General features: G+C 65.3%; 20 protein-coding genes. 11 read left to right on the top strand and 9 right to left on the bottom strand.

Annotation, left to right across the window (positions count from 1 at the left end):
- Nucleotides 1–23: 23 nt before the first annotated feature.
- Together EPO41_RS11130 and EPO41_RS11135 are read right to left on the bottom strand one after the other, a co-directional pair.
- The gene (locus tag EPO41_RS11130; protein WP_296324727.1) at nucleotides 24–929 is read right to left on the bottom strand and encodes an ABC transporter permease; all 906 of its coding nucleotides are present in this window, start codon (nucleotides 927–929) and stop codon (nucleotides 24–26) included.
- The gene (locus EPO41_RS11135; protein ID WP_296324729.1) at nucleotides 926–1,864 is read right to left on the bottom strand and encodes an ABC transporter permease; all 939 of its coding nucleotides are present in this window, start codon (nucleotides 1,862–1,864) and stop codon (nucleotides 926–928) included. Before EPO41_RS11135 ends, EPO41_RS11130 begins: the two co-directional genes overlap by 4 nt.
- A gap of 135 nt (nucleotides 1,865–1,999) precedes the next feature.
- Here EPO41_RS11135 and EPO41_RS11140 point away from each other — a divergent pair, with 135 nt between their 5' ends.
- Genes EPO41_RS11140 through EPO41_RS11155 form a run of 4 tightly spaced genes read left to right on the top strand, consistent with a single transcriptional unit; the run spans nucleotide 2,000 to nucleotide 6,030 of the window.
- Nucleotides 2,000–2,956: a dihydrodipicolinate synthase family protein gene (locus EPO41_RS11140; RefSeq protein ID WP_296324730.1), complete on the top strand. Its 957-nt coding sequence runs from the start codon at nucleotides 2,000–2,002 to the stop codon at nucleotides 2,954–2,956.
- Nucleotides 2,957–2,961: 5 nt separating this feature from the next.
- The gene (gene hydA, locus EPO41_RS11145) at nucleotides 2,962–4,431 is read left to right on the top strand and encodes a dihydropyrimidinase (RefSeq protein ID WP_296324732.1); all 1,470 of its coding nucleotides are present in this window, start codon (nucleotides 2,962–2,964) and stop codon (nucleotides 4,429–4,431) included.
- A 13-nt stretch (nucleotides 4,432–4,444) separates the two neighbouring features.
- Entirely contained in the window at nucleotides 4,445–5,395 is a 951-nt protein-coding gene (locus tag EPO41_RS11150; RefSeq protein WP_296324734.1) for an N-carbamoyl-D-amino-acid hydrolase, read from the top strand.
- A gap of 11 nt (nucleotides 5,396–5,406) precedes the next feature.
- On the top strand, nucleotides 5,407–6,030 hold the full coding sequence (locus tag EPO41_RS11155) for a flavin reductase family protein (protein ID WP_296324736.1): 624 nt from the start codon (nucleotides 5,407–5,409) through the stop codon (nucleotides 6,028–6,030).
- 4 nt (nucleotides 6,031–6,034) lie between these two features.
- Here EPO41_RS11155 and EPO41_RS11160 read toward each other — a convergent pair whose 3' ends face one another.
- On the bottom strand, nucleotides 6,035–6,697 hold the full coding sequence (locus EPO41_RS11160) for an aspartate/glutamate racemase family protein (RefSeq protein WP_296324738.1): 663 nt from the start codon (nucleotides 6,695–6,697) through the stop codon (nucleotides 6,035–6,037).
- An 87-nt stretch (nucleotides 6,698–6,784) separates the two neighbouring features.
- Between EPO41_RS11160 and EPO41_RS11165 the strand changes: the two genes are divergently transcribed.
- From EPO41_RS11165 to EPO41_RS11180, 4 genes are read left to right on the top strand one after another with little or no spacing between them, the layout of a single operon-like run.
- Nucleotides 6,785–7,633 carry a transporter substrate-binding domain-containing protein gene (locus tag EPO41_RS11165; RefSeq protein ID WP_296324740.1) on the top strand — a complete coding sequence of 283 codons (849 nt, stop codon included), beginning with the start codon at nucleotides 6,785–6,787 and terminating at the stop codon, nucleotides 7,631–7,633.
- A gap of 39 nt (nucleotides 7,634–7,672) precedes the next feature.
- A complete protein-coding gene (locus EPO41_RS11170) occupies nucleotides 7,673–8,416 on the top strand; it encodes an amino acid ABC transporter ATP-binding protein (RefSeq protein ID WP_296324742.1) in 744 nt (247 codons plus the stop codon).
- Between the two features lie 13 nt (nucleotides 8,417–8,429).
- Nucleotides 8,430–9,110, top strand: coding sequence for an amino acid ABC transporter permease (locus EPO41_RS11175; protein WP_296324745.1), 681 nt, complete (start codon nucleotides 8,430–8,432; stop codon nucleotides 9,108–9,110).
- Entirely contained in the window at nucleotides 9,107–9,772 is a 666-nt protein-coding gene (locus EPO41_RS11180) for an amino acid ABC transporter permease (protein ID WP_295136347.1), read from the top strand. The genes EPO41_RS11175 and EPO41_RS11180 overlap by 4 nt, the downstream gene beginning before the upstream one ends.
- Nucleotides 9,773–9,781: 9 nt before the next feature.
- Here the strand turns inward: EPO41_RS11180 and EPO41_RS11185 are convergent, their stop codons facing one another.
- Both EPO41_RS11185 and EPO41_RS11190 read right to left on the bottom strand, forming a co-directional pair.
- Nucleotides 9,782–10,174 (bottom strand): MliC family protein, encoded by a 393-nt coding sequence (locus EPO41_RS11185; RefSeq protein WP_296324748.1) that lies wholly within the window; start codon nucleotides 10,172–10,174, stop codon nucleotides 9,782–9,784.
- 70 nt (nucleotides 10,175–10,244) lie between these two features.
- Nucleotides 10,245–10,646 carry a helix-turn-helix transcriptional regulator gene (locus EPO41_RS11190; RefSeq protein WP_296324751.1) on the bottom strand — a complete coding sequence of 134 codons (402 nt, stop codon included), beginning with the start codon at nucleotides 10,644–10,646 and terminating at the stop codon, nucleotides 10,245–10,247.
- Between the two features lie 207 nt (nucleotides 10,647–10,853).
- Here EPO41_RS11190 and EPO41_RS11195 point away from each other — a divergent pair, with 207 nt between their 5' ends.
- Entirely contained in the window at nucleotides 10,854–11,822 is a 969-nt protein-coding gene (locus tag EPO41_RS11195; RefSeq protein WP_296324753.1) for a tripartite tricarboxylate transporter substrate binding protein, read from the top strand.
- Between the two features lie 4 nt (nucleotides 11,823–11,826).
- On the opposite strand, the gene EPO41_RS11200 is transcribed toward EPO41_RS11195, so the two are convergent.
- Nucleotides 11,827–12,492, bottom strand: coding sequence for a dihydrofolate reductase family protein (locus tag EPO41_RS11200; protein WP_296324754.1), 666 nt, complete (start codon nucleotides 12,490–12,492; stop codon nucleotides 11,827–11,829).
- Nucleotides 12,493–12,596: 104 nt separating this feature from the next.
- On the bottom strand, nucleotides 12,597–12,971 hold the full coding sequence (locus tag EPO41_RS11205) for a hypothetical protein (protein ID WP_296324756.1): 375 nt from the start codon (nucleotides 12,969–12,971) through the stop codon (nucleotides 12,597–12,599).
- Between the two features lie 55 nt (nucleotides 12,972–13,026).
- Between EPO41_RS11205 and EPO41_RS11210 the strand changes: the two genes are divergently transcribed.
- Nucleotides 13,027–14,493 carry an amino acid permease gene (locus EPO41_RS11210; RefSeq protein ID WP_296324758.1) on the top strand — a complete coding sequence of 489 codons (1,467 nt, stop codon included), beginning with the start codon at nucleotides 13,027–13,029 and terminating at the stop codon, nucleotides 14,491–14,493.
- On the opposite strand, the gene mdlC is transcribed toward EPO41_RS11210, so the two are convergent.
- Together mdlC and EPO41_RS11220 are read right to left on the bottom strand one after the other, a co-directional pair.
- Complete coding sequence (mdlC, locus tag EPO41_RS11215; protein ID WP_296324761.1) at nucleotides 14,478–16,082, bottom strand: benzoylformate decarboxylase; 1,605 nt, start codon at nucleotides 16,080–16,082, stop codon at nucleotides 14,478–14,480. The genes EPO41_RS11210 and mdlC overlap by 16 nt on opposite strands.
- Before the next feature lie 165 nt (nucleotides 16,083–16,247).
- On the bottom strand, nucleotides 16,248–16,580 hold the full coding sequence (locus EPO41_RS11220; protein ID WP_296324763.1) for a hypothetical protein: 333 nt from the start codon (nucleotides 16,578–16,580) through the stop codon (nucleotides 16,248–16,250).
- Nucleotides 16,581–16,739: 159 nt separating this feature from the next.
- Between EPO41_RS11220 and EPO41_RS11225 the strand changes: the two genes are divergently transcribed.
- Nucleotides 16,740–17,183, top strand: a complete 444-nt coding sequence (locus tag EPO41_RS11225) for a YqaA family protein (RefSeq protein WP_296324766.1) — start codon at nucleotides 16,740–16,742, stop codon at nucleotides 17,181–17,183.
- Nucleotides 17,184–17,232: the final 49 nt, after the last annotated feature.

Here is a 17,232-nt window from a genome sequence, read left to right on the forward strand (position 1 = left end):
CCACACCTCCTGTCGTATCAAGTTTATTGCCTCAACTTCGGATCGAGGGCGTCGCGCAGCGCGTCGCCCAGGACATTGAACGCGAGAACCACGAGGAAGATCGCCGCACAGGGCAGGGTCGAGACCTGGGGTGCGATCGACAGGAACTTACGGCCGTCGGCGGCCATGCTGCCCAGCTCCGCGGTGGGCGGCTGCGCACCGAGGCCCAGGAAGGAGAGCGCGGCACCCAGCAGGATCGCCTGCCCGAGCTGGAGCGTCATGTAGATCAGGATGGTCGGCCAGCAGTTGAGCGCGAGATAGCGCCAGATCAGCGCCCCGTCGCCGAGGCCCACCGCGCGGCCGGCCTCCATGTATTCCTGCTGCATGATCGATTGCGCGGCCCCGCGGGCGATGCGGGCGATCGACGGGACCGAGGCGATGCTGAGCGCAACGACCAGAGACAGAAGACCGGTGCCCATCACGGCCGCGATGGCGAGGCCGAACAGGATCGAGGGGAAGGAGAGCAGCACGTCGACCAGGCGCATCAGCGGCTGATCGAGGCGCCTGAAATAGGCGGCGCTCAAGCCGATCAGCGCACCGAGGCCGCCGCCGACCATCACGGCGACGATGCCGATTCCCAGGGTGGCGCGCAGGCCGAACAGGATGCGGCTGAGCATGTCGCGGCCCTGATTGTCGGCGCCCAGCAGGAAATCCGGGCAGCGCGCGCCGCCGATCGGGCAGAGGCGCATCCGCATGTTGGACGCGTAGGGATCGAACGGCGCGATCCAGGGCGCGAGCAGGGCGGCCCCGACAATCAAGATGAGGAAGAGGGCCGCGATCGCGGCGGGCGGGTCGCGCAGGATGCGACGCCAAACGGCATTCTTGCGGCGGATCGCGGCGATGGCGCGCTGGTCGGCCTGGCTTTGCAGGGGAAGGGCGGCGTCGGTCATCCGCGGGCGATCCGGGGATCGAGATAGGCGTAGAGCACGTCGACGCAGAGATTGATCGCCATGAAACCCACCGCAAGGATCAGGATCGCGCCCTGCGCCAGCGGGAAGTCGCTCGACGTGATCGCGCCCACCGCCATGCGGCCGACGCCCGGCCATGCAAACATGGTTTCAGTAACGATCGAGCCGCCCAGCAGGAAGCCGATCTGCAAGCCAACCAGCGTCACCACCGGGATCATGGCGTTGCGCAGCGCATGGCGGATGGTGACGCGCCAGTCCGAGGCGCCCTTGGCGCGCGCGGTGCGCACGTAATCGGCGCCCAGCGTCTCCAGCAGGGAGGTGCGCGTCATGCGCGCAACCGGACCGACGAAGACGGCACCCAGGGTTATGGATGGCAGGATGATGCTCATGAAGCCGTCGGCCGTCCAGATCGGACCGTTGCGCCCCTGGAAGGGAAGCAGGCCCGCCCCGCCGACATACTGGATCAGCAGCAGGCCCACCCAGAAGATCGGTACGGACACGCCCATGACCGAGAGCGCCATGATGGCACGGTCGATGGCCGTGCCGCGGCGGCGTGCCGCGAGCGTGCCCAGCGTGATGCCGAGCGGCACTGCCCAGACGAGGCAGGCCAGCATCAGTTCGACGGTCGGCCAGAGCGTGAGCGCGATCTCGTCGACGACGGCACGATTGGAGATCATCGAGCGGCCGAGGTCGAGCTGGAGGACGCGGCCGAGATAGCGCCCGAACTGGACCCAGAGCGGCTGGTTGAGGCCGAGATCGTTGCGGATCGCGTCGATCTCCGCCTTGGTCGCGGTCGGACCCGCGACGACGGTGGCCGGATCCGTGGGCACGACCTGCAACAGCAGAAAACCGATGAGCAGCACCCCCAACAGGACCGGAAGCGAAATCATCAATCGATGAGCAATATGCCGCGCCATTTACTTCGAAACCTGTTCCTCTTCGGGTAAGAACACTGGCCGACGCCGCGATGCTCGACAAGCGCACCGTGGGTGGCATGATCGCTGCAACGTCAGGACGGGGCATTGCAAGAACCGCGCCGAGGAGCGTCAACGATGTCATCAGGCAAGCTGAACGAGCAGGCGAAGGGCGTGTACATCATTGCCGCGACGCCCTTCACCGACGAGGGCGCCGTCGATCTCCAGAGCGTCGACACATTGACCGACTTTTATTTGGGCTGTGGCGTACATGGTTTCACCCTACTTGGAATGATGGGTGAGGCGCACAAGCTGACAGCCGACGAATCCATCTCCGTCGTCAATCGCGTAATCGGACGTGCGCAGGGCCGGCAGGTGATCGTGGGCGTGAGCCATGCCGGACTGGAGAACGTCCGCCGTCTCTCGCACGAGGCGATGATGGCCGGCGCCTCCGGCGTGATGGTCGCTCCGCCCTCAGGCCTCAAGGGCGACGAGGGCCTCTACAACTATTATGCGCAGGTCTTCCAGGCACTCGGTCCGGACATTCCGGTCGTCAATCAGGACTACCCGCAGACCACCGGCGTCTACCTGCCGGTCAGTGTGTTCGAGCGGCTGGTCGACGACTTCCCGCAACTCGTGATGCTGAAGCATGAGGACGCGCCGGGGCTCGCCAAGCTGACAAAGGTGCGCGAGGGCGAGAAGAAGCCGGGCCGCCGCCGCGTCTCGATCCTGGTCGGCAATGGCGGTCTTTATTATCCGCAGGAAATGCGCCGTGGGGCCGACGGCGCGATGACCGGTTTCGCCTGGCCCGAGATGCTGGTGCAGGTCTACGAGCTCTTCGCCAAGGGCAAGGCGGAAGAGGCAGAGGACCTGTTCGACATCTACCTTCCGCTGGTGCGCCACGAGGTGCAGCCGGCGATCGGCCTGGCGCTGCGCAAGGAAGTCCTGTTCCGTCGTGGCGCCATCAAGAGCCCCAAACAGCGCGCGCCCGGCTCCTCGCTGACGGCGGCGGACAAGAGCGAACTCGACGGGATGATTGCGCGCCTCGAGCGGCGTCTGGCGGCGACCGGCCGCCTCGCCAAGGCGGCGGAGTAGGAAGAATGGCTGAGTATGATTTGATCGTCCGTAACGCCAAGATCGTCACGGCCGAGCGGCAGACCGAGGGTGACATCGCCGTCAACGGCGGGCAGGTGGTCGAGATCGGCCCCGATCTCAAGGGACAGGGCACGCGCGAGATCGATGCCGGCGGCAAGTTCGTCCTGCCAGGCGGCGTCGACAGCCACTGTCACATCGAGCAGAAGTCGGGCATGGGCGTGATGTGCGCCGACGATTTCTATACGGGCACCGTCTCCGCCGCCTTCGGCGGCACGACCACCGTCATTCCCTTTGCCGCCCAGCATCGCGGCATGTCGCTGCGGCAGGTGGTGAACGACTATCACGAGGCGGCGACGCCGAAGGCGGTGATCGATTATGCCTTCCACCTGATCGTGACCGATCCGACGCCTCAGGCGCTGGGGCAGGAACTGCCGGCGCTGATCAAGGATGGCTACACCTCGTTCAAGATCTACATGACCTACGATGCGATGAAGGTCAGCGACTACCAGATCCTCGACATCCTGGCGGTGGCGCGGCGCGACGGCGCGCTGGTCATGGTGCATGCCGAGAACCACGACATGATCCAGTGGCTGGCGCATCACCTGGTCGACCAGGGCCATGGCGCGCCGAAGTTCCACGCCATCGCCCATGCCCGCATCGCCGAGGCCGAGGCGACCAACCGCGCGATCTCGCTGGCGCGGCTGGTCGATGCGCCGCTACTGCTGGTGCACATGTCGGAGATCGAGGCGATCGAGACGTTGCGCCAGGCGCAGAAGCGGGGCCTGAAGATCTTCGGCGAGACCTGCCCGCAGTATATCGCGCTGACCGCCGACGACATGGACAAGCCCGGCGTCGAGGGCGCCATGTGGTGCTGCAGCCCGCCGCCGCGCGATTCGGCGGCACAGGAAGCCGTCTGGGCGGCGCTGAAGGACGGCACGTTCCAGACCTTCTCGTCCGACCACGCGCCCTATCAGTTCAATGCCGGCGGCAAGATCCCCAAGGGCGACAAGACCACCTTCAAGGAAATGGCCAACGGGGTCCCGGGCCTCGAGATCCGGCTGCCGATGCTGTTCTCGGAAGGCGTCCAGAAGGGGCGCATCACCCTGCAGCAGTTCGTGGCGCTGACCTCGGCCAACCACGCCAAGCTCTACGGCCTCTATCCGAAGAAGGGCACCATCGCCGTGGGGTCGGATGCCGACTTCGCCATCTGGGATGCGGACAAGGACGTGACGGTCACCTGGAAGGACCTGCACGACAATGTCGGCTATACGCCCTACGAGGGCCGCCAACTCAAGGGCTGGCCGATCACCGTCGTGAGCCGGGGTCGCGTGGTCGTCGAGGACGGCAAGCTGAACGCCGAGCGCGGCTCGGGCCGGTTCCTGCCCTGCGCCTCGCCTGATTCGTCCAAGCCCATCGGCCAGTCCACGCCCGAGCTGCAGGCCATGTCACGCTTCGGGCTGAAGCCGCTGTTCTAGAGGAGTGAAGCACGTGTCCCGCCGTCTGAAAGTTTCTTCCGCCCAACTGGGTCCGATCCATCTCGCCGACAGCCGCGCGAGCGTGGTCAAGCGCATGATCGAGATGCTGAAGGAGGCCGACAGCCGCGGCTCCAAGTTCATCGTGTTTCCCGAACTCGCGCTGACGACCTTCTTCCCGCGCTACTGGATGGAGGATCCGAACGAGGTCGAGAAATACTTCGAGAGTCAGATGCCGAGCCCGGAGACGCTGCCGCTGTTCGAGCTGGCGCGCGAGAAGGGTATCGGCTTCTACCTGGGTTATGCCGAGCGGACCGAGGAAGAGGGATCGACCCATCACTTCAACACGTCGATCCTCGTGGGACCCGATGGAAGGCTGATTGGCAAGTACCGCAAGGTCCACCTGCCGGGCCATGACGAGCACCGGCCGACCGTGCCGTACCAGCATCTCGAAAAGAAGTATTTCGAGGTCGGCAATCTCGGCTTCAACGTCTGGAAGATGTTCAAGGACGAGGTGATCGTCGGCCAGTGCATCTGCAACGACCGCCGCTGGCCCGAGACGTTCCGCGTCATGGCGCTGAAGGGCGCCGAGATGGTGGTGCTGGGTTACAACACGCCGAGCGACAATGTCTATGCGCCGCACGAGCCGCCGTACCTGCGCGTGTTCCACCACATGCTCTCGCTGCAGGCAGCTGCCTACCAGAACGGCATCTGGGTCGTCGCCACGGCCAAGGCCGGCAAGGAAGATGGGTTCTGGCTGCATGGCGGCTCGGTGATCGTCGCGCCGACCGGCGAGATCGTCGCCAAGGGCACGACCGAGGACGACGAGGTCATCTCCTACGATTGCGACCTCGGCCTCGGCGAATACATCCGCAATACCACCTTCAACTTCGCCAAGCACCGCCGCCCGGAGCACTACAAGCTGATCAGCGAGCGCACCGGCGTTAAAGTCGAACCGTCGAACTGAGGATCGAAGAAATGCAATACGCTTCCAACGACCTGACGCCGCACGAGCGCTACAAGGTCCTGACGGCCTTCGTGCTGCCGCGGCCGATCGCCTGGGTGACGACGCTCGGGCCGACCGGTGTGGTCAATGCGGCGCCGTTCAGCTTCTTCAACGTCTTCGCTGAAGACCCGCCGCTCTGCATGTTCGCGATCAACAAGCGGCCGGACGGGCGTCTCAAGGACACCTGGACCAACATCGAGCGCACCGGCGAGTTCGTGGTCAATCTGACCGATGAGCCGCTGGCGCTCAAGATGCACGAATCGAGCGGCGACTTTCCGCCGAACGTCGGCGAACCCGACTATCTCGGCCTGAAGCTCGCGCCGTCGGTCGACATCAAGACGCCGCGCCTGGCCGATGCGCCGTGGGCGATGGAATGCAGGACCTGGCAGGTCATCAACGTGAAGGACGACCGCCAGCTCGTGATCGGCGAGGGGCTGCGCTTCCACATCCGCGACGAGCTGTGGGACGACAAGGCCAAGCGTGTCTACATGGACAAGTATCAGCCGGTCGGACGCATGTTCGCCGACCGCTATTGCCGCACCAACGACCGCATGGAGTTCCCGGCAGCGCCTGTCGTGAAGGCCGCGGCCGAATAGACGGTTAGGACCAGTTGAGCCGGCTGCGACCGATCGCCATCGAAACCGCGGCCTGGCTCGGCTCGACGACCGGCAGGCCGACATGGCGTTGCAGGCGGTCGCGGTAGCGCGCCATGCCGGCGCAGCCCATCACCAGCACGTCGGCGCCGTCCTCGTCGCGCAGCTCGGCGGCGACTTCGGCCATGCGGCTGAAGGTACGGGCCTCATCGGCGAGTTCGACGACGCCCAGGCCGATCGCGCGGTCGCCGGCCATGCGGTCGTTCAGCCCCATCTGGCCGACATAACGCAGGTGGCGCGGGATCGACTTGCGCAGGATCGAGATGACGCCGAAGCGCTGGCCGAGGGTGAGGGCGGTCAGGATGCCGCTCTCGGCGATGCCGAGCACCGGCTTGGTCGTGAGTTCGCGCGCGGCATGCAGGCCGGGGTCGGAGTAGCAGGCGATGACGAAGGCCGAGCAATCGTTGTCGCGCTGCTTCACCATGGCGCCGATCAGCGGAACGACCTGCTCGACATGGCCCTGGTTCTCGATGCCGGGCGGGCCGTCCTTCAAGGTGACGCATTCGATGGCCGGGCCGCCCTCGATGCGCAACGGCTCCATGGCGGCGTCGATGCCGCGGGTGACGGCCTCGGTAGAGTTGGGATTGATGACGAGGATGCGGTCGGACATAGCCGCAAGATGGCCTGTAAATTGCTATTCAACAATGCCTGATCTAACGTCGTGTCCTGGGGATTTCATGGGAAGGAAAGCGCTTTGATGATGCAACGCCGATTCGCTGCGATCGCGATCGCAGCTCTGATGTGTGCGAGCCCGGCATTCGCCCAGGACAAGAAGCCGCCGCTGCGCACGGGTGTCGACGGCACCTTCGCTCCGCATGCCATGCCGAAGCTCGGCGGCGGCGTCGAGGGCTTCCAGATCGACGTCTTTACCGAAGTGGCCAAGCGCATGAAGCGCGACATCACGATCGATGCCGTGAGCTTCTCGACCCTGATCCCGGGCATGCAGTCCGGCCGCTACGACTTCATCGCCGCGCCGACGACGGTGACCAAGGAGCGCGCCGAGAACATGCTGTTCACTGCGGGCTATCTGTGGACCGCCTTCCAGTTCGGCATCAAGAAGGGCAGTGCGCCGATCAAGAGCTGGGCCGACCTGAAGGGGAAGGTCGTGGCGACCAATAAGGGTACGCCGTACGAAACTCTCGCCAAGAAGATGGGCGAGGAGCACGGCTTCACCGTGCAGGTCTACGACACGCAGCCCGATGCCACGCAGGCCGTTCTCTCCGGCCGCGCCTACGCCACGCTCGGCGGCAACACGACGATCGTCTACGCCGCCTCGAAGAACCCGCAGTTCATCGCCGACCTCGAACTCGCCGAAACGCGCGCCCACTGGGCCGCACCCGTGCCGAAGGACAAGCCTGAGCTTCGCGCCGAGCTGCAGGATGCGCTCGACTGCATGAAGAAGGACGGCACGATGGCGAAGTTCTACGAGAAGTGGTTCAACAAGAAGCCGGCGGACGACGATCTCGCCGTGGTGGTGACGCCGGGCTACGGCGTGCCGGGCATGCCGGGCTACGACCCGACGCCGCACGAGCTGAAGTGCAACTGACGTTATCGTCGCCTCCCGTCGAGGCGACGGATTAGGCTCATGGTAACGAATCACATCGTCGATGCGCGCGCCATCCACAAGCATTTCGGCACCCTCCATGTCCTGAAGGGTGTCGATCTGAAGGTGGATGAGCGCGAGCTGGTATTCATCATCGGACCATCGGGCTCGGGCAAGTCGACGCTGCTGCGCTGCCTCAACCGGCTGGAGGAGCCATCCTCTGGCTCGATCGTGGTCGACGGCATCGACATGCTCGACGCGAAGACCGACATCAACCATGCCCGCCGTCGCATCGGCATGGTCTTCCAGTCGTTCAATCTCTATCCGCACATGACGGCGCTGGGGAACGTGACGCTGGCGCTGCGCAAGGTGGCCGGCAAGGGGCGAGCCGAAGCCGAGGCGCTCGGCCGGGCGGCGCTCGAACGCGTAGGTCTTGCCGAGCGTGCGGACCATACCCCGGGCCAGCTTTCCGGTGGCCAGCAGCAGAGGGTCGCCATCGCCCGTTCGATTGCGTTGGAGCCGCGCGTAATGCTGTTCGACGAGCCGACCAGCGCGCTCGATCCCGAACTGGTCGGTTCGGTGCTCGAGGTGATGCGCGGCCTGCGCGAAAGCGGCATGACCATGATCGTCGTCAGCCACGAGATGGGCTTCGCGCGCAATGCGGCCGACCGGGTCGTGTTCATGGATGACGGGCTGATCGTGGAACAGGGGCCGCCCGCGGCGATCTTCGAGAACCCGACCCAGGAACGCACGCGCGCCTTCATCGGCCAGATCCAGCGGCACTGAGGGCCGCACGGCAATGAGCGGCTGGGACAAGTTCGTCGAGACCTTCTTCAACGCGAAGGTCATGGTGAAGTACCTGCCGGACATCCTGTCCGGTGTGGTGGTGACCATCGAGCTCGCGCTGCTGATCGTCGTGACGGGCCTCGGGGCGGGGCTCGCGCTGGCCCTGCTGCGGAGCCTGGCGATCCGGCCGCTCAATTGGCTGATCGTCTTCACCGTCGACCTGTTCCGTTCCCTGCCGCCGCTGGTCATCATCGTCCTGATGTATTTCGGCCTGCCCTATGCAGGGCCGGCCCCGTCGGGATTCGTCTCGACCTGGCTGTCGCTCGCCTTCGTGCTGATGGCCTTTTCCGAGGAGATCTTCTGGGCGGGAATCACCTCGATCCCGAAGGGGCAGTGGGAGGCCGCGCGCTCGACCGGCCTGTCGTTCGGCCAGACGCTGTTCAACGTGGTACTTCCGCAGGCCTTCCGGCTCACCATCCCGCCGCTGACCAACCGCACCATCGCGATCACCAAGGGGACCGCGCTCGGCACCGTCGTGGCGGTGACCGAGATCCTCGGACAGGCGAGTTCGGCGATGTCCAACTCGTACAATCCCTCGCCGCTGATGATGGGCGCGGCGGCCTATGTCGTCCTGTTCCTCCCCGTGGTCGTTGCGGCGCGCTGGATCGAAACCAGGTTCGCGTGGAAGCGATGATCGAGGCCTTCTTCAACATCGAGATCATGAAGGCGGCCTGGCCCATCGTGCTGACGGGCCTCTGGAACACGATCCTGCTGTCGCTGATTGTGGTGCCGCTCGGCCTGCTGGGCGGCCTGATCCTGGCGCTGCTCGCCTCGATCAGGCATCCGCTGGTGCGCTGGCCGCTGATGGCCTGGGTCGACTTCTTCCGGGCCTTCCCGCCGCTGGTGCTGCTGGTCCTGCTGTTCGCGGGCCTGCCGTTCGCCGGCCTCGAACTGGGCGGCTTCGCCTGCGTGGCGATCGCCTTCTTCCTGAACACCGGCTCCTATTACGGTGAGATCTTCCGCGCCGGAATCGATTCCGTGCCGGCCGGGCAGGTCGAGGCGGCGCGTTCCACCGGTCTCACGCGGATGCAGGCCATGCGATACGTCGTACTGCCCCAGGCGGTGCGCAACGTGATGCCCGACCTGCTCTCCAACACGCTGGAAGTGGTCAAGCTCACGTCTCTGGGGTCGGTGGTCGCCGTGCCGGAGCTGCTTTACGAGGCGCGGCAGGCGCAGAGCATCACCTACAATCCGACGCCAATCGTGATGGCGGCGGTGATCTACTTCCTGCTGCTCTGGCCGGTCGTGCGACTGCTGAGTCGCCTCGAGAACCGCGCGCTGGCGGGGCGGCGCTAGGGCCGGGCCTCAGCGCTTCTGGACGCAGTCGCGGTAGGTCACGGTCTGGCCGGAGCCTTCCTCGACGAGGGCGGTGTCACCCTTGCTCGAGAAGACGAAGGTGCCACTCGAATCGGCATAGCGGATTCCAGACCCCGAAAGAGTCTGCGGCAGGCTGAACTTCCGTCCGTCGCTCAGCTGCACGACGACCCGGCCGCCGGGAATGGGCCGCCCGTCGGCTCCGACGCTCGATTTGCCGTCGTAAAAGTCCGCTACGATCGTCCTGTTCTGCTGACACTGGTAGCGGACCGTCGACATGGGGGCGTCGGGCGGCGGTGCTTTCAGCGGGGGGCCGTCATTGCAGGCGGCGACCGCCGGCATCAGGAGCAGGGCAGAGCCCCAAGCGAGAGGACGAGGCATCATCAAAACACCGGCCTGAAGGGAAGAGGAACTTTCCTCAACGCTGCCAAAAGCCGGACGTTTCGTCCCGCCGTCAATCCTTGGCGAGCGCCTCGATGAGGTCCAGCGTCTTCGTACGCAAGCTCTTGCTGCGAATCTTGTAATAGGCGCGGACAAGCTCGAGCGTCTCGCGCTTGGTGTTTAGATCGGCATCCGCCGGCCTCGCGTTCGCCTTGGGGCGGCCGGGTTTGCGCTTGGCGCCTGCGGCTGCGGCGTCCATGCCTTCGAAGAAGTGGGCCACCGGAACGTCGAGGACCTTGGCGAACTCGAACAGGCGGCTTGAGCTGACGCGGTTGAAACCGCGCTCGTACTTCTGGACCTGCTGAAAGGTGAGACCCACGGCCTTGCCGAGATCCGTCTGGCTCATGCCGAGGAGGGCGCGCCGCTGGCGCAGTCGGTTCCCGACATGCGTGTCTACTGGATGGGAAACAGCCACTCATTCCTCCGAAAACAAGACGTTGCTATCGCAGCCCGGCCTTACAGCCACCTTTCGATCCATATGCCATTGCACCAAAGAATGGCTGCGCGCCAGACGCGAAACTTCGCAGCACGGACGCGGAGGCGCGCAGCAGTTGCCGACCGGATGCAAGCTTCATAACCTCGCACTCAGGCGGCAAAGACCGCATTCCGGGAGGATTTCACGATGCTGACTCGTATTCGCACCGTTTTCACATGCCTGATTCTGCTGGTGTTTGCGCCGCCGGTCCTTGCCCAGGCCAACTGGCCGGACAGGCCGGTCAAGATCGTCGTTGGCTTCACGGCCGGGAGTTCGACCGACGTCACGGCGCGGATGTTCGCACAGAAATTCTCCGAGGCCTGGGGCCAGCCGGTGATCGTCGAGAACGTCGCCGGCAATTCGGGTGCGATCGGCGTCGACCGTGTCGCCAAGGCCGCGCCCGATGGATACACGCTGATGTGGTCGGGAAACGCCGCGATCACGATCCTGCCGTCGATGCAGGCCCTGCCGTTCGATCCACTGAAGGACCTCACGCCGATCTCGACCTCGCTGGTCATGCCGTCGCTATTCATGGTGAACAACGACCTGCCGGTGAAATCGATCCCCGAGCTGATCGGCTACGCCAAGGCCAATCCGGGCAAGCTGTCCTACGGCACGCCGGGTGTCGGCACGCCGCAGCACATCGCGGGCGAGCTGTTCTGCTTTCTGGCCGGCATCAGGATGGAACACATCCCGTACCGCGGCGCCAACATGGTTGACCTGATGAGTGGCGTCGTCCAGGTCGGCATCCAGAACGCCGGGGCGGCGATGCCACTGGTGCGCGATGGCCGCGTGCGCGGCATCGCCGTCACCTCGCTGAAGCGCACGCCGGGTGCGCCGGACCTGCCGACGCTCGCCGAGCAGGGCTTTCCGGGCTTCGAGGCGACCTCGTGGTTCGCGCTGCTGGGCCCGGCCGACCTGCCCAAGCCGATCGTGGACAAGGTGCGGGCGGAGTCGCTGAAGGTGCTGGCCGATCGCGAGATGAAGGAGAAATTCACCGCCATGGGCCTCGACCTCATGGGCAGTACGCCGGAAGAGACCCGGGCTGCCATCGCCGCGGATATTCCAAAATGGGCAAAGGTCATCAAGGACGCGAACATCAGAACGGGTCAGTAATCCCTCAACCTTCGCGCTTCGCCTTTTCGCGACGGGCCAGCTCGGCCTCGGACGTGTTCGGCAGCTCGAAGCTGCCGATCTCCACGGCGCCGGCACGCGAGTAGACGCCCATCGTCACCCCGGTCGTCGAGACCTTGCTCTCAACGAGTTTCAACGCGCCAGCCTGCGTGCCCTGGCCGAACAGCCGCTTGCCCGAGCCGAGGACGAGCGGGAAGGTGAGCAACCGGAACTCATCGACCAGATCGTGGCTCAGCAGGGTCTGAAGAAGTACGCTGCTGCCCTGCGTGAGAAGGATGGGGCCTTTGCCTTGTTTCAGCCTGGCGATCCTGGCGGCGACATCACCGTTCAAGGCGACGGAATTCTTCCAGGTAAGCGGCGTCGTCGAGGAGGTGGCGACGTATTTGGTCACCTCGTTGAAGGTCTTGCCGATGGGATCGTCCTCGCCGACGAAGGGCCAGTGTGCAGCGAAGATCTCGTAGGTCTTGCGGCCGAGCAGCAAGTCGAAGGGCTGGGTGAAACATTCGCTCATGAACTGGCCCATTGGCTCGTCCCAATAGGGTACGGTCCAGCCGCCATAGGTGAAGCCGCCCGAGGGATCTTCCGGTGGCCCGCCCGGTGCCTGCATCACGCCGTCGAGGCTCACGAAGGCTCCGGCAACGATCTTTCTCATGGCAGTACTCCGATGTGTCTGCCCCAAGGACGAGCGAGGGCCCTGTGGCCCGACATCGGTGTCGAAAATTCTCCGGACGACGTGAACCGATACGATATTTCGGCCTAGTACTCCTCGATCACCTGCCCGTTGGGATGGATCGTGACCTTCTTCGGCACGCCCTGTGGCCGGGTCGGCACGGCGTCGCGGCTAACTCTGGCGCGCCAGGATCCGTCGTTTTCCTGCTCGAGGCGCTGCACCTTGTAGCCCTGGTTCTCAAGCCGGTCGCGCTGCAGGGAATAGGTATTGGGCTGGGGCGCCGGCGGCGCCATGACGGGGGCGGGCGGGGCGACGGGAGGCGGTTGCAAGGCCCCAGGCGACATGGTGTCGGGCATGCGGCCGCCATTGCCGATCGATCCCGGCACGAGCTGGCCGAAGGCCGTGTCCGCCGCGGCGACCAGGGCCATCACGAAGACGAGGGTGAGCAGGGTGGGGCGCATGCGGTTTATATAGGGTGTCCGCCCCGGTCTTGCTAAGAGGGGGTAGGGGAATCGAATGAAAATCAAAGGCGCCGCGTCGCGTAAGTTGCTTTCCGATATCCTGGCCTCGGGCGCCCATGCCGCGCCTTTGCCCAAAGTCCTGGGCCCCATCAGCATCGTTTTCATGGGCATCGGTGCCATCATCGGCGCCGGCATTTTCGTCCTGACGGGCACGGCGGCCGCCCTGTACGCCGGCCCCGCCGTGGTCGTGTCCTTTGTATTGGCCGGCATCGCCTGTGCGTTCGTCGCGCTCTGCTACGCGGAGCTGGCGGCGCTGATGCCCGTTTCCGGCAGCACCTATATCTATACCTATGCAAGCCTGGGCCAGCTCGCGGCGTGGCTGGTCGGCTGGAACCTCATCCTTGAATATTCGATCGGTGCGGCCGCGGTGGCCGTCGGGTGGTCGGGCTACTTCAACGGCACGCTGGCGTCCCTCGGTCTTGCCATCCCACCCCGGCTGTCGACCTCGACCGGCCAGGCCGTCCAGCTCGCCGACGGTACGACGGCAACCGCGATCGCCAATTTGCCGGCCGCGGCGATCGTGGCGCTTCTGACGCTCCTGCTCGTGCGGGGAACGCGCGAGTCGGCGCAGCTCAACAATCTCATGGTGGCGCTCAAGCTGCTCGTCATCCTGGCGTTCATCGGCTTCGGGATCAGCCATGTCTCGGTCGCGAACTGGCAGCCGTTCGTGCCGCCGAACAGCGGCACTTTCGGGACCTTCGGCTGGAGCGGCGTCCTGCACGGCGCCTCGGTCGTGTTCTTCACCTATATCGGGTTCGATGCCGTCTCCAATTGCGCACCAGAAGCGAGGCGCCCGCAGCGCGACATGCCGATTGGCATTCTCGGGGCCCTCGTGCTCTCGACGATCCTTTATGTCCTGGTGGCGGGCGTGCTCGTCGGCGTCGTGCCGTACCCCGAGCTGAACGTGGCGGCTCCGGTCGGATTGGCGGTCGATCGCATGGGCATCGGCTGGTTAGCCGCGCTGATCCAGCTCGGTGCGATGATCGGGATCACGACAGCGATCCTAGTTCTGCTCTATGGACAGGGCCGCATCTTCGCAACCATGGCGCATGACGGCCTGATGCCGCCGCTGTTCAGCCGCATCCACCCGCGGCTGAAGACGCCCTGGATGAGTCAGATCCTGATCGGCGTGATCGTGGCCGCTATAGCCGCCGTGGCGCCGATCGAGACGCTGAGCGAGCTGGTCGGCGTCGGCACGCTGTTTTCCTTCCTGATGGTCTGCGCGTCGGTGGTTCGGCTTCGCCGTCTGGAGCCGCATGCCCCACGTCCGTTCCGGGTACCGGCCGTACCGCTGGTGCCGATGCTCGGCATCTTCTCCTGTCTTGGTCTGATGGTTGGGCTGGCGCCGGTAACCTGGGCGCGGCTCGTGCTCTGGATCGCGATCGGCCTGGTGATCTACTTCGCCTATGGCCGATCGCGCGCCGCCCGACACCGGATGGATGGCCCTCAAAGCAGGGCGTGACGCTTCCGCGTGAGCGGCACGACGACCACGCTGGCCCCGGGCCGGGCGATGGCCGCGGCAACGGCTGCGGTCACCTCCGCGCCGGTCTTGGCCAGCGTCGCCGGCGCGCCGTAACCCTTCGCCAGGGCTTCGAGATCGATGCCAGGCAGATCGAGGCCGGGCACGTTGGGCGTCTCCTCGAGTTCGGCGAAGGATTTCAGGATGGCATATTCGTGGTTCTGCAGGACGACGAAGACGACATGCGCCTTCTGCTGAACCGCCGTGTAGAGCGCCTGGATCGAATACTGGAAGGAGCCGTCGCCCATGAGGGCAATGACAGGGCGATGGCGGCCGCTACTACTGCGCTCGGCCAGTGCGAGACCGACGGCAGCCGGCATGTCCCAGCCGAGGCCGCCAGAGGCAAAGGTGTAGAAGGTATCGGGCTTGTCGATGCGGAACTGGTCCTGCATCTCGGCCACGACCGAGGGCGCTTCCTCCACGAGGACATAGTCGGCCGGACAGGCGTCGCGCACCGCCGCCATGATCGCATCGGCCGCCAGCGGCTGTGCGTCCATGTCGGGCTTCTTCGGCATGGCCCGCAGGGGCGCGGACACGGATGAGGTCCGCTTCTTCAGCATCGGCTGGATTGCCTCGAGGAAGAGTTTGGCATCGGATACCAGGCTGTCGCCGACCGGCGCCTTGGACGACATGTTCGGATCGTCGGTGACCTGCAGGAGCTGGGTGCCCTTCGGCACGTAGTCGCCGCCGACATAGGGATAATAGCGGAAGACCGGGGCACCGATCACGATCACCAGATCGTGGCCTTTGAATTTCTGCCCCAGCGGTCCGATCGCGGGCGGCAGCGCGCCGGCATGTTGGCGATGGGTTTCCGGGAAAGGGGTGCGCTCGGCAAACGGCGCGGTCCAGACCGGCACGCCGAGCGTTTCGGCAAATCGGATGCCGTCGTTCCAGGCCTGGCTGCGCGCCAGATCCGAGCCATAGACGATGACGGGCGACCTTGCGGCATTGATGCGCTCGGCGAATTCGGCGACGCGCGCCGGATCGGGGCCGACGCGCGTGGCGATCGTGCGGAAGACATCGATCTCCGGCATCGGCCTGTCCCAGTCGTCGAGCGGCAGGGAGAGGAATACCGGGCCGGCCGGCTGCTGCAGGGCCGTCGCATAGGCGCGCATGAACGCGGCGGGGATGTCCTCCGCCCGCGAGGGCTCATAGGACCACTTCACCCAGGGCCGCGGCAAAGTCACGGCGTCGATGTTGGTGAGGAGCGGCTCGAGCAGCAGCATCTCGCGCGTCTGCTGGCCGGCCGTGATGATCAGGGGAGTCTTGTTCTGGTAGGCGGTCACAATGCAGCCGAGCGCATTGCCCATGCCGGCGCCCGTATGGACATTCACGATGACCGGCTTGCGCAGGCCTTGCGCAATGCCGTCGGCGATTCCGACGACGCTCGCTTCCTGGAGCGCCTGCACGTAATCGAAATCCGTCGGGAAATTCTTGAGGAAAGTCTCTTCCGTCGAACCAGGATTGCCCACGATCGTCGTCAGGCCGAGCTTGCGGAGCAGGTCGAAAGTCACGTCCTTGACGGTGCGCATGCGGATGTTCCCTCGTCACATGAAGCGTGGACACCTGCATCCTAGTGGGCAGCCGGGCCCGCGCCACTGCGTAATCTTGCTGACGTGACGGAACCACGCATGCGAACGGAGCGCCCCACGAGGGTAGGACGCTCCGCCGTACCGCAGACGCGTAGGGTGTGGCTCCTACTGCTCGCGGATATTGCCTGCCGGGTCCAGCGTCACGGCGACTTCGACGTTGTTGCGCATGGCCTTGCCCGTCCAGTTGCCCGCGGTGTCGCGGGTCAGCGACTTGATGCCGTTATAGCCCTTGGCCTCGAGCTTCGACTTGGCTGCGGCTTCCGCCGCCGTCGCGTTCGGCGAAGTCGCGGGGAGATTGGTGTTCGGGTTGCTGGTCTGGCCCGGCATGGAATTCATGTCGCGGCCGGCCGGCGTGCTGGGCTGCATCGTCTGCGCGAAGGCGGCACCGCCGATGGTGGTCGCGGCGATCGCGGCGAGCGTAACGAGGGTCTTCTTCATGGTGTTCCTCCATTGTCGTTTCGAATGGCGTGGGCTGTGCTGGATCAACGCCGCTTGCTGGAAGGTGTTGCATCGAATCGCAGAAAGCGATTTTCCGGAAATGGTCCTGATTTCAGCGCGCTATCCGCGCACTCTTCCAGGCAGTAATGAGGTTGCTCGATGAGCGCCTTTGTCCTCAGCCACACCGGCCTGTTCGGCGCTGCCTTCCTTGCCGCCACGGTCTTTCCCTTCCAGTCCGAGCTGATTCTGGTGGGTTTGCTGGTGGCCGAACCGACGTACTGGCCGACGCTGCTGCTGGCGGCCAGCGTAGGCAATACGCTGGGCTCGGTGGTCAACTGGTTGCTGGGGCGATTGATAGAGCGCTTCCGCGACCGCCGCTGGTTCCCGGTGAAGCCGGGGGACTACGAGAGGGTCGAGCGCTGGTATACCCGTTGGGGCGTATGGTCTTTGCTGTTCGCCTGGCTGCCGTTCGGAGGGGACGCCCTCACCGTGGTGGCGGGTGCCATGCGTGCGCCGTTGCCGCTCTTCGTCGTGCTGGTCGCCATCGGCAAGACCGCGCGCTATGCCGTTCTGGTCGCGGCGACCTTGGGCTGGCTCGCCTAGCGACAGCTGCGTGGCACCCAAATTGCTTCCGCCGACAGTGCTCGACACG

The organism is Reyranella sp. (assembly GCF_004297265.1).
GTDB lineage: Bacteria > Pseudomonadota > Alphaproteobacteria > Reyranellales > Reyranellaceae > Reyranella.

Excerpts from the sequence above, each read along its gene's own strand:
- EPO41_RS11155 (WP_296324736.1), top strand. The coding sequence starts at position 5,407 with ATGCAATACGCTTCCAACGACCTGACGCCGCACGAGCGCTACAAGGTC.
- EPO41_RS11180 (WP_295136347.1), top strand. The coding sequence starts at position 9,107 with ATGATCGAGGCCTTCTTCAACATCGAGATCATGAAGGCGGCCTGGCCC.
- mdlC (WP_296324761.1), bottom strand. The coding sequence starts at position 16,082 with ATGCGCACCGTCAAGGACGTGACTTTCGACCTGCTCCGCAAGCTCGGC.
- EPO41_RS11220 (WP_296324763.1), bottom strand. The coding sequence starts at position 16,580 with ATGAAGAAGACCCTCGTTACGCTCGCCGCGATCGCCGCGACCACCATC.
- EPO41_RS11135 (WP_296324729.1), bottom strand. The coding sequence starts at position 1,864 with ATGGCGCGGCATATTGCTCATCGATTGATGATTTCGCTTCCGGTCCTG.
- EPO41_RS11225 (WP_296324766.1), top strand. The coding sequence starts at position 16,740 with ATGAGCGCCTTTGTCCTCAGCCACACCGGCCTGTTCGGCGCTGCCTTC.
- EPO41_RS11200 (WP_296324754.1), bottom strand. The coding sequence starts at position 12,492 with ATGAGAAAGATCGTTGCCGGAGCCTTCGTGAGCCTCGACGGCGTGATG.
- EPO41_RS11205 (WP_296324756.1), bottom strand. The coding sequence starts at position 12,971 with ATGCGCCCCACCCTGCTCACCCTCGTCTTCGTGATGGCCCTGGTCGCC.
- EPO41_RS11210 (WP_296324758.1), top strand. The coding sequence starts at position 13,027 with ATGAAAATCAAAGGCGCCGCGTCGCGTAAGTTGCTTTCCGATATCCTG.
- EPO41_RS11185 (WP_296324748.1), bottom strand. The coding sequence starts at position 10,174 with ATGATGCCTCGTCCTCTCGCTTGGGGCTCTGCCCTGCTCCTGATGCCG.
- EPO41_RS11130 (WP_296324727.1), bottom strand. The coding sequence starts at position 929 with ATGACCGACGCCGCCCTTCCCCTGCAAAGCCAGGCCGACCAGCGCGCC.
- EPO41_RS11170 (WP_296324742.1), top strand. The coding sequence starts at position 7,673 with ATGGTAACGAATCACATCGTCGATGCGCGCGCCATCCACAAGCATTTC.
- EPO41_RS11140 (WP_296324730.1), top strand. The coding sequence starts at position 2,000 with ATGTCATCAGGCAAGCTGAACGAGCAGGCGAAGGGCGTGTACATCATT.
- EPO41_RS11195 (WP_296324753.1), top strand. The coding sequence starts at position 10,854 with ATGCTGACTCGTATTCGCACCGTTTTCACATGCCTGATTCTGCTGGTG.
- EPO41_RS11175 (WP_296324745.1), top strand. The coding sequence starts at position 8,430 with ATGAGCGGCTGGGACAAGTTCGTCGAGACCTTCTTCAACGCGAAGGTC.
- EPO41_RS11160 (WP_296324738.1), bottom strand. The coding sequence starts at position 6,697 with ATGTCCGACCGCATCCTCGTCATCAATCCCAACTCTACCGAGGCCGTC.
- hydA (WP_296324732.1), top strand. The coding sequence starts at position 2,962 with ATGGCTGAGTATGATTTGATCGTCCGTAACGCCAAGATCGTCACGGCC.
- EPO41_RS11165 (WP_296324740.1), top strand. The coding sequence starts at position 6,785 with ATGATGCAACGCCGATTCGCTGCGATCGCGATCGCAGCTCTGATGTGT.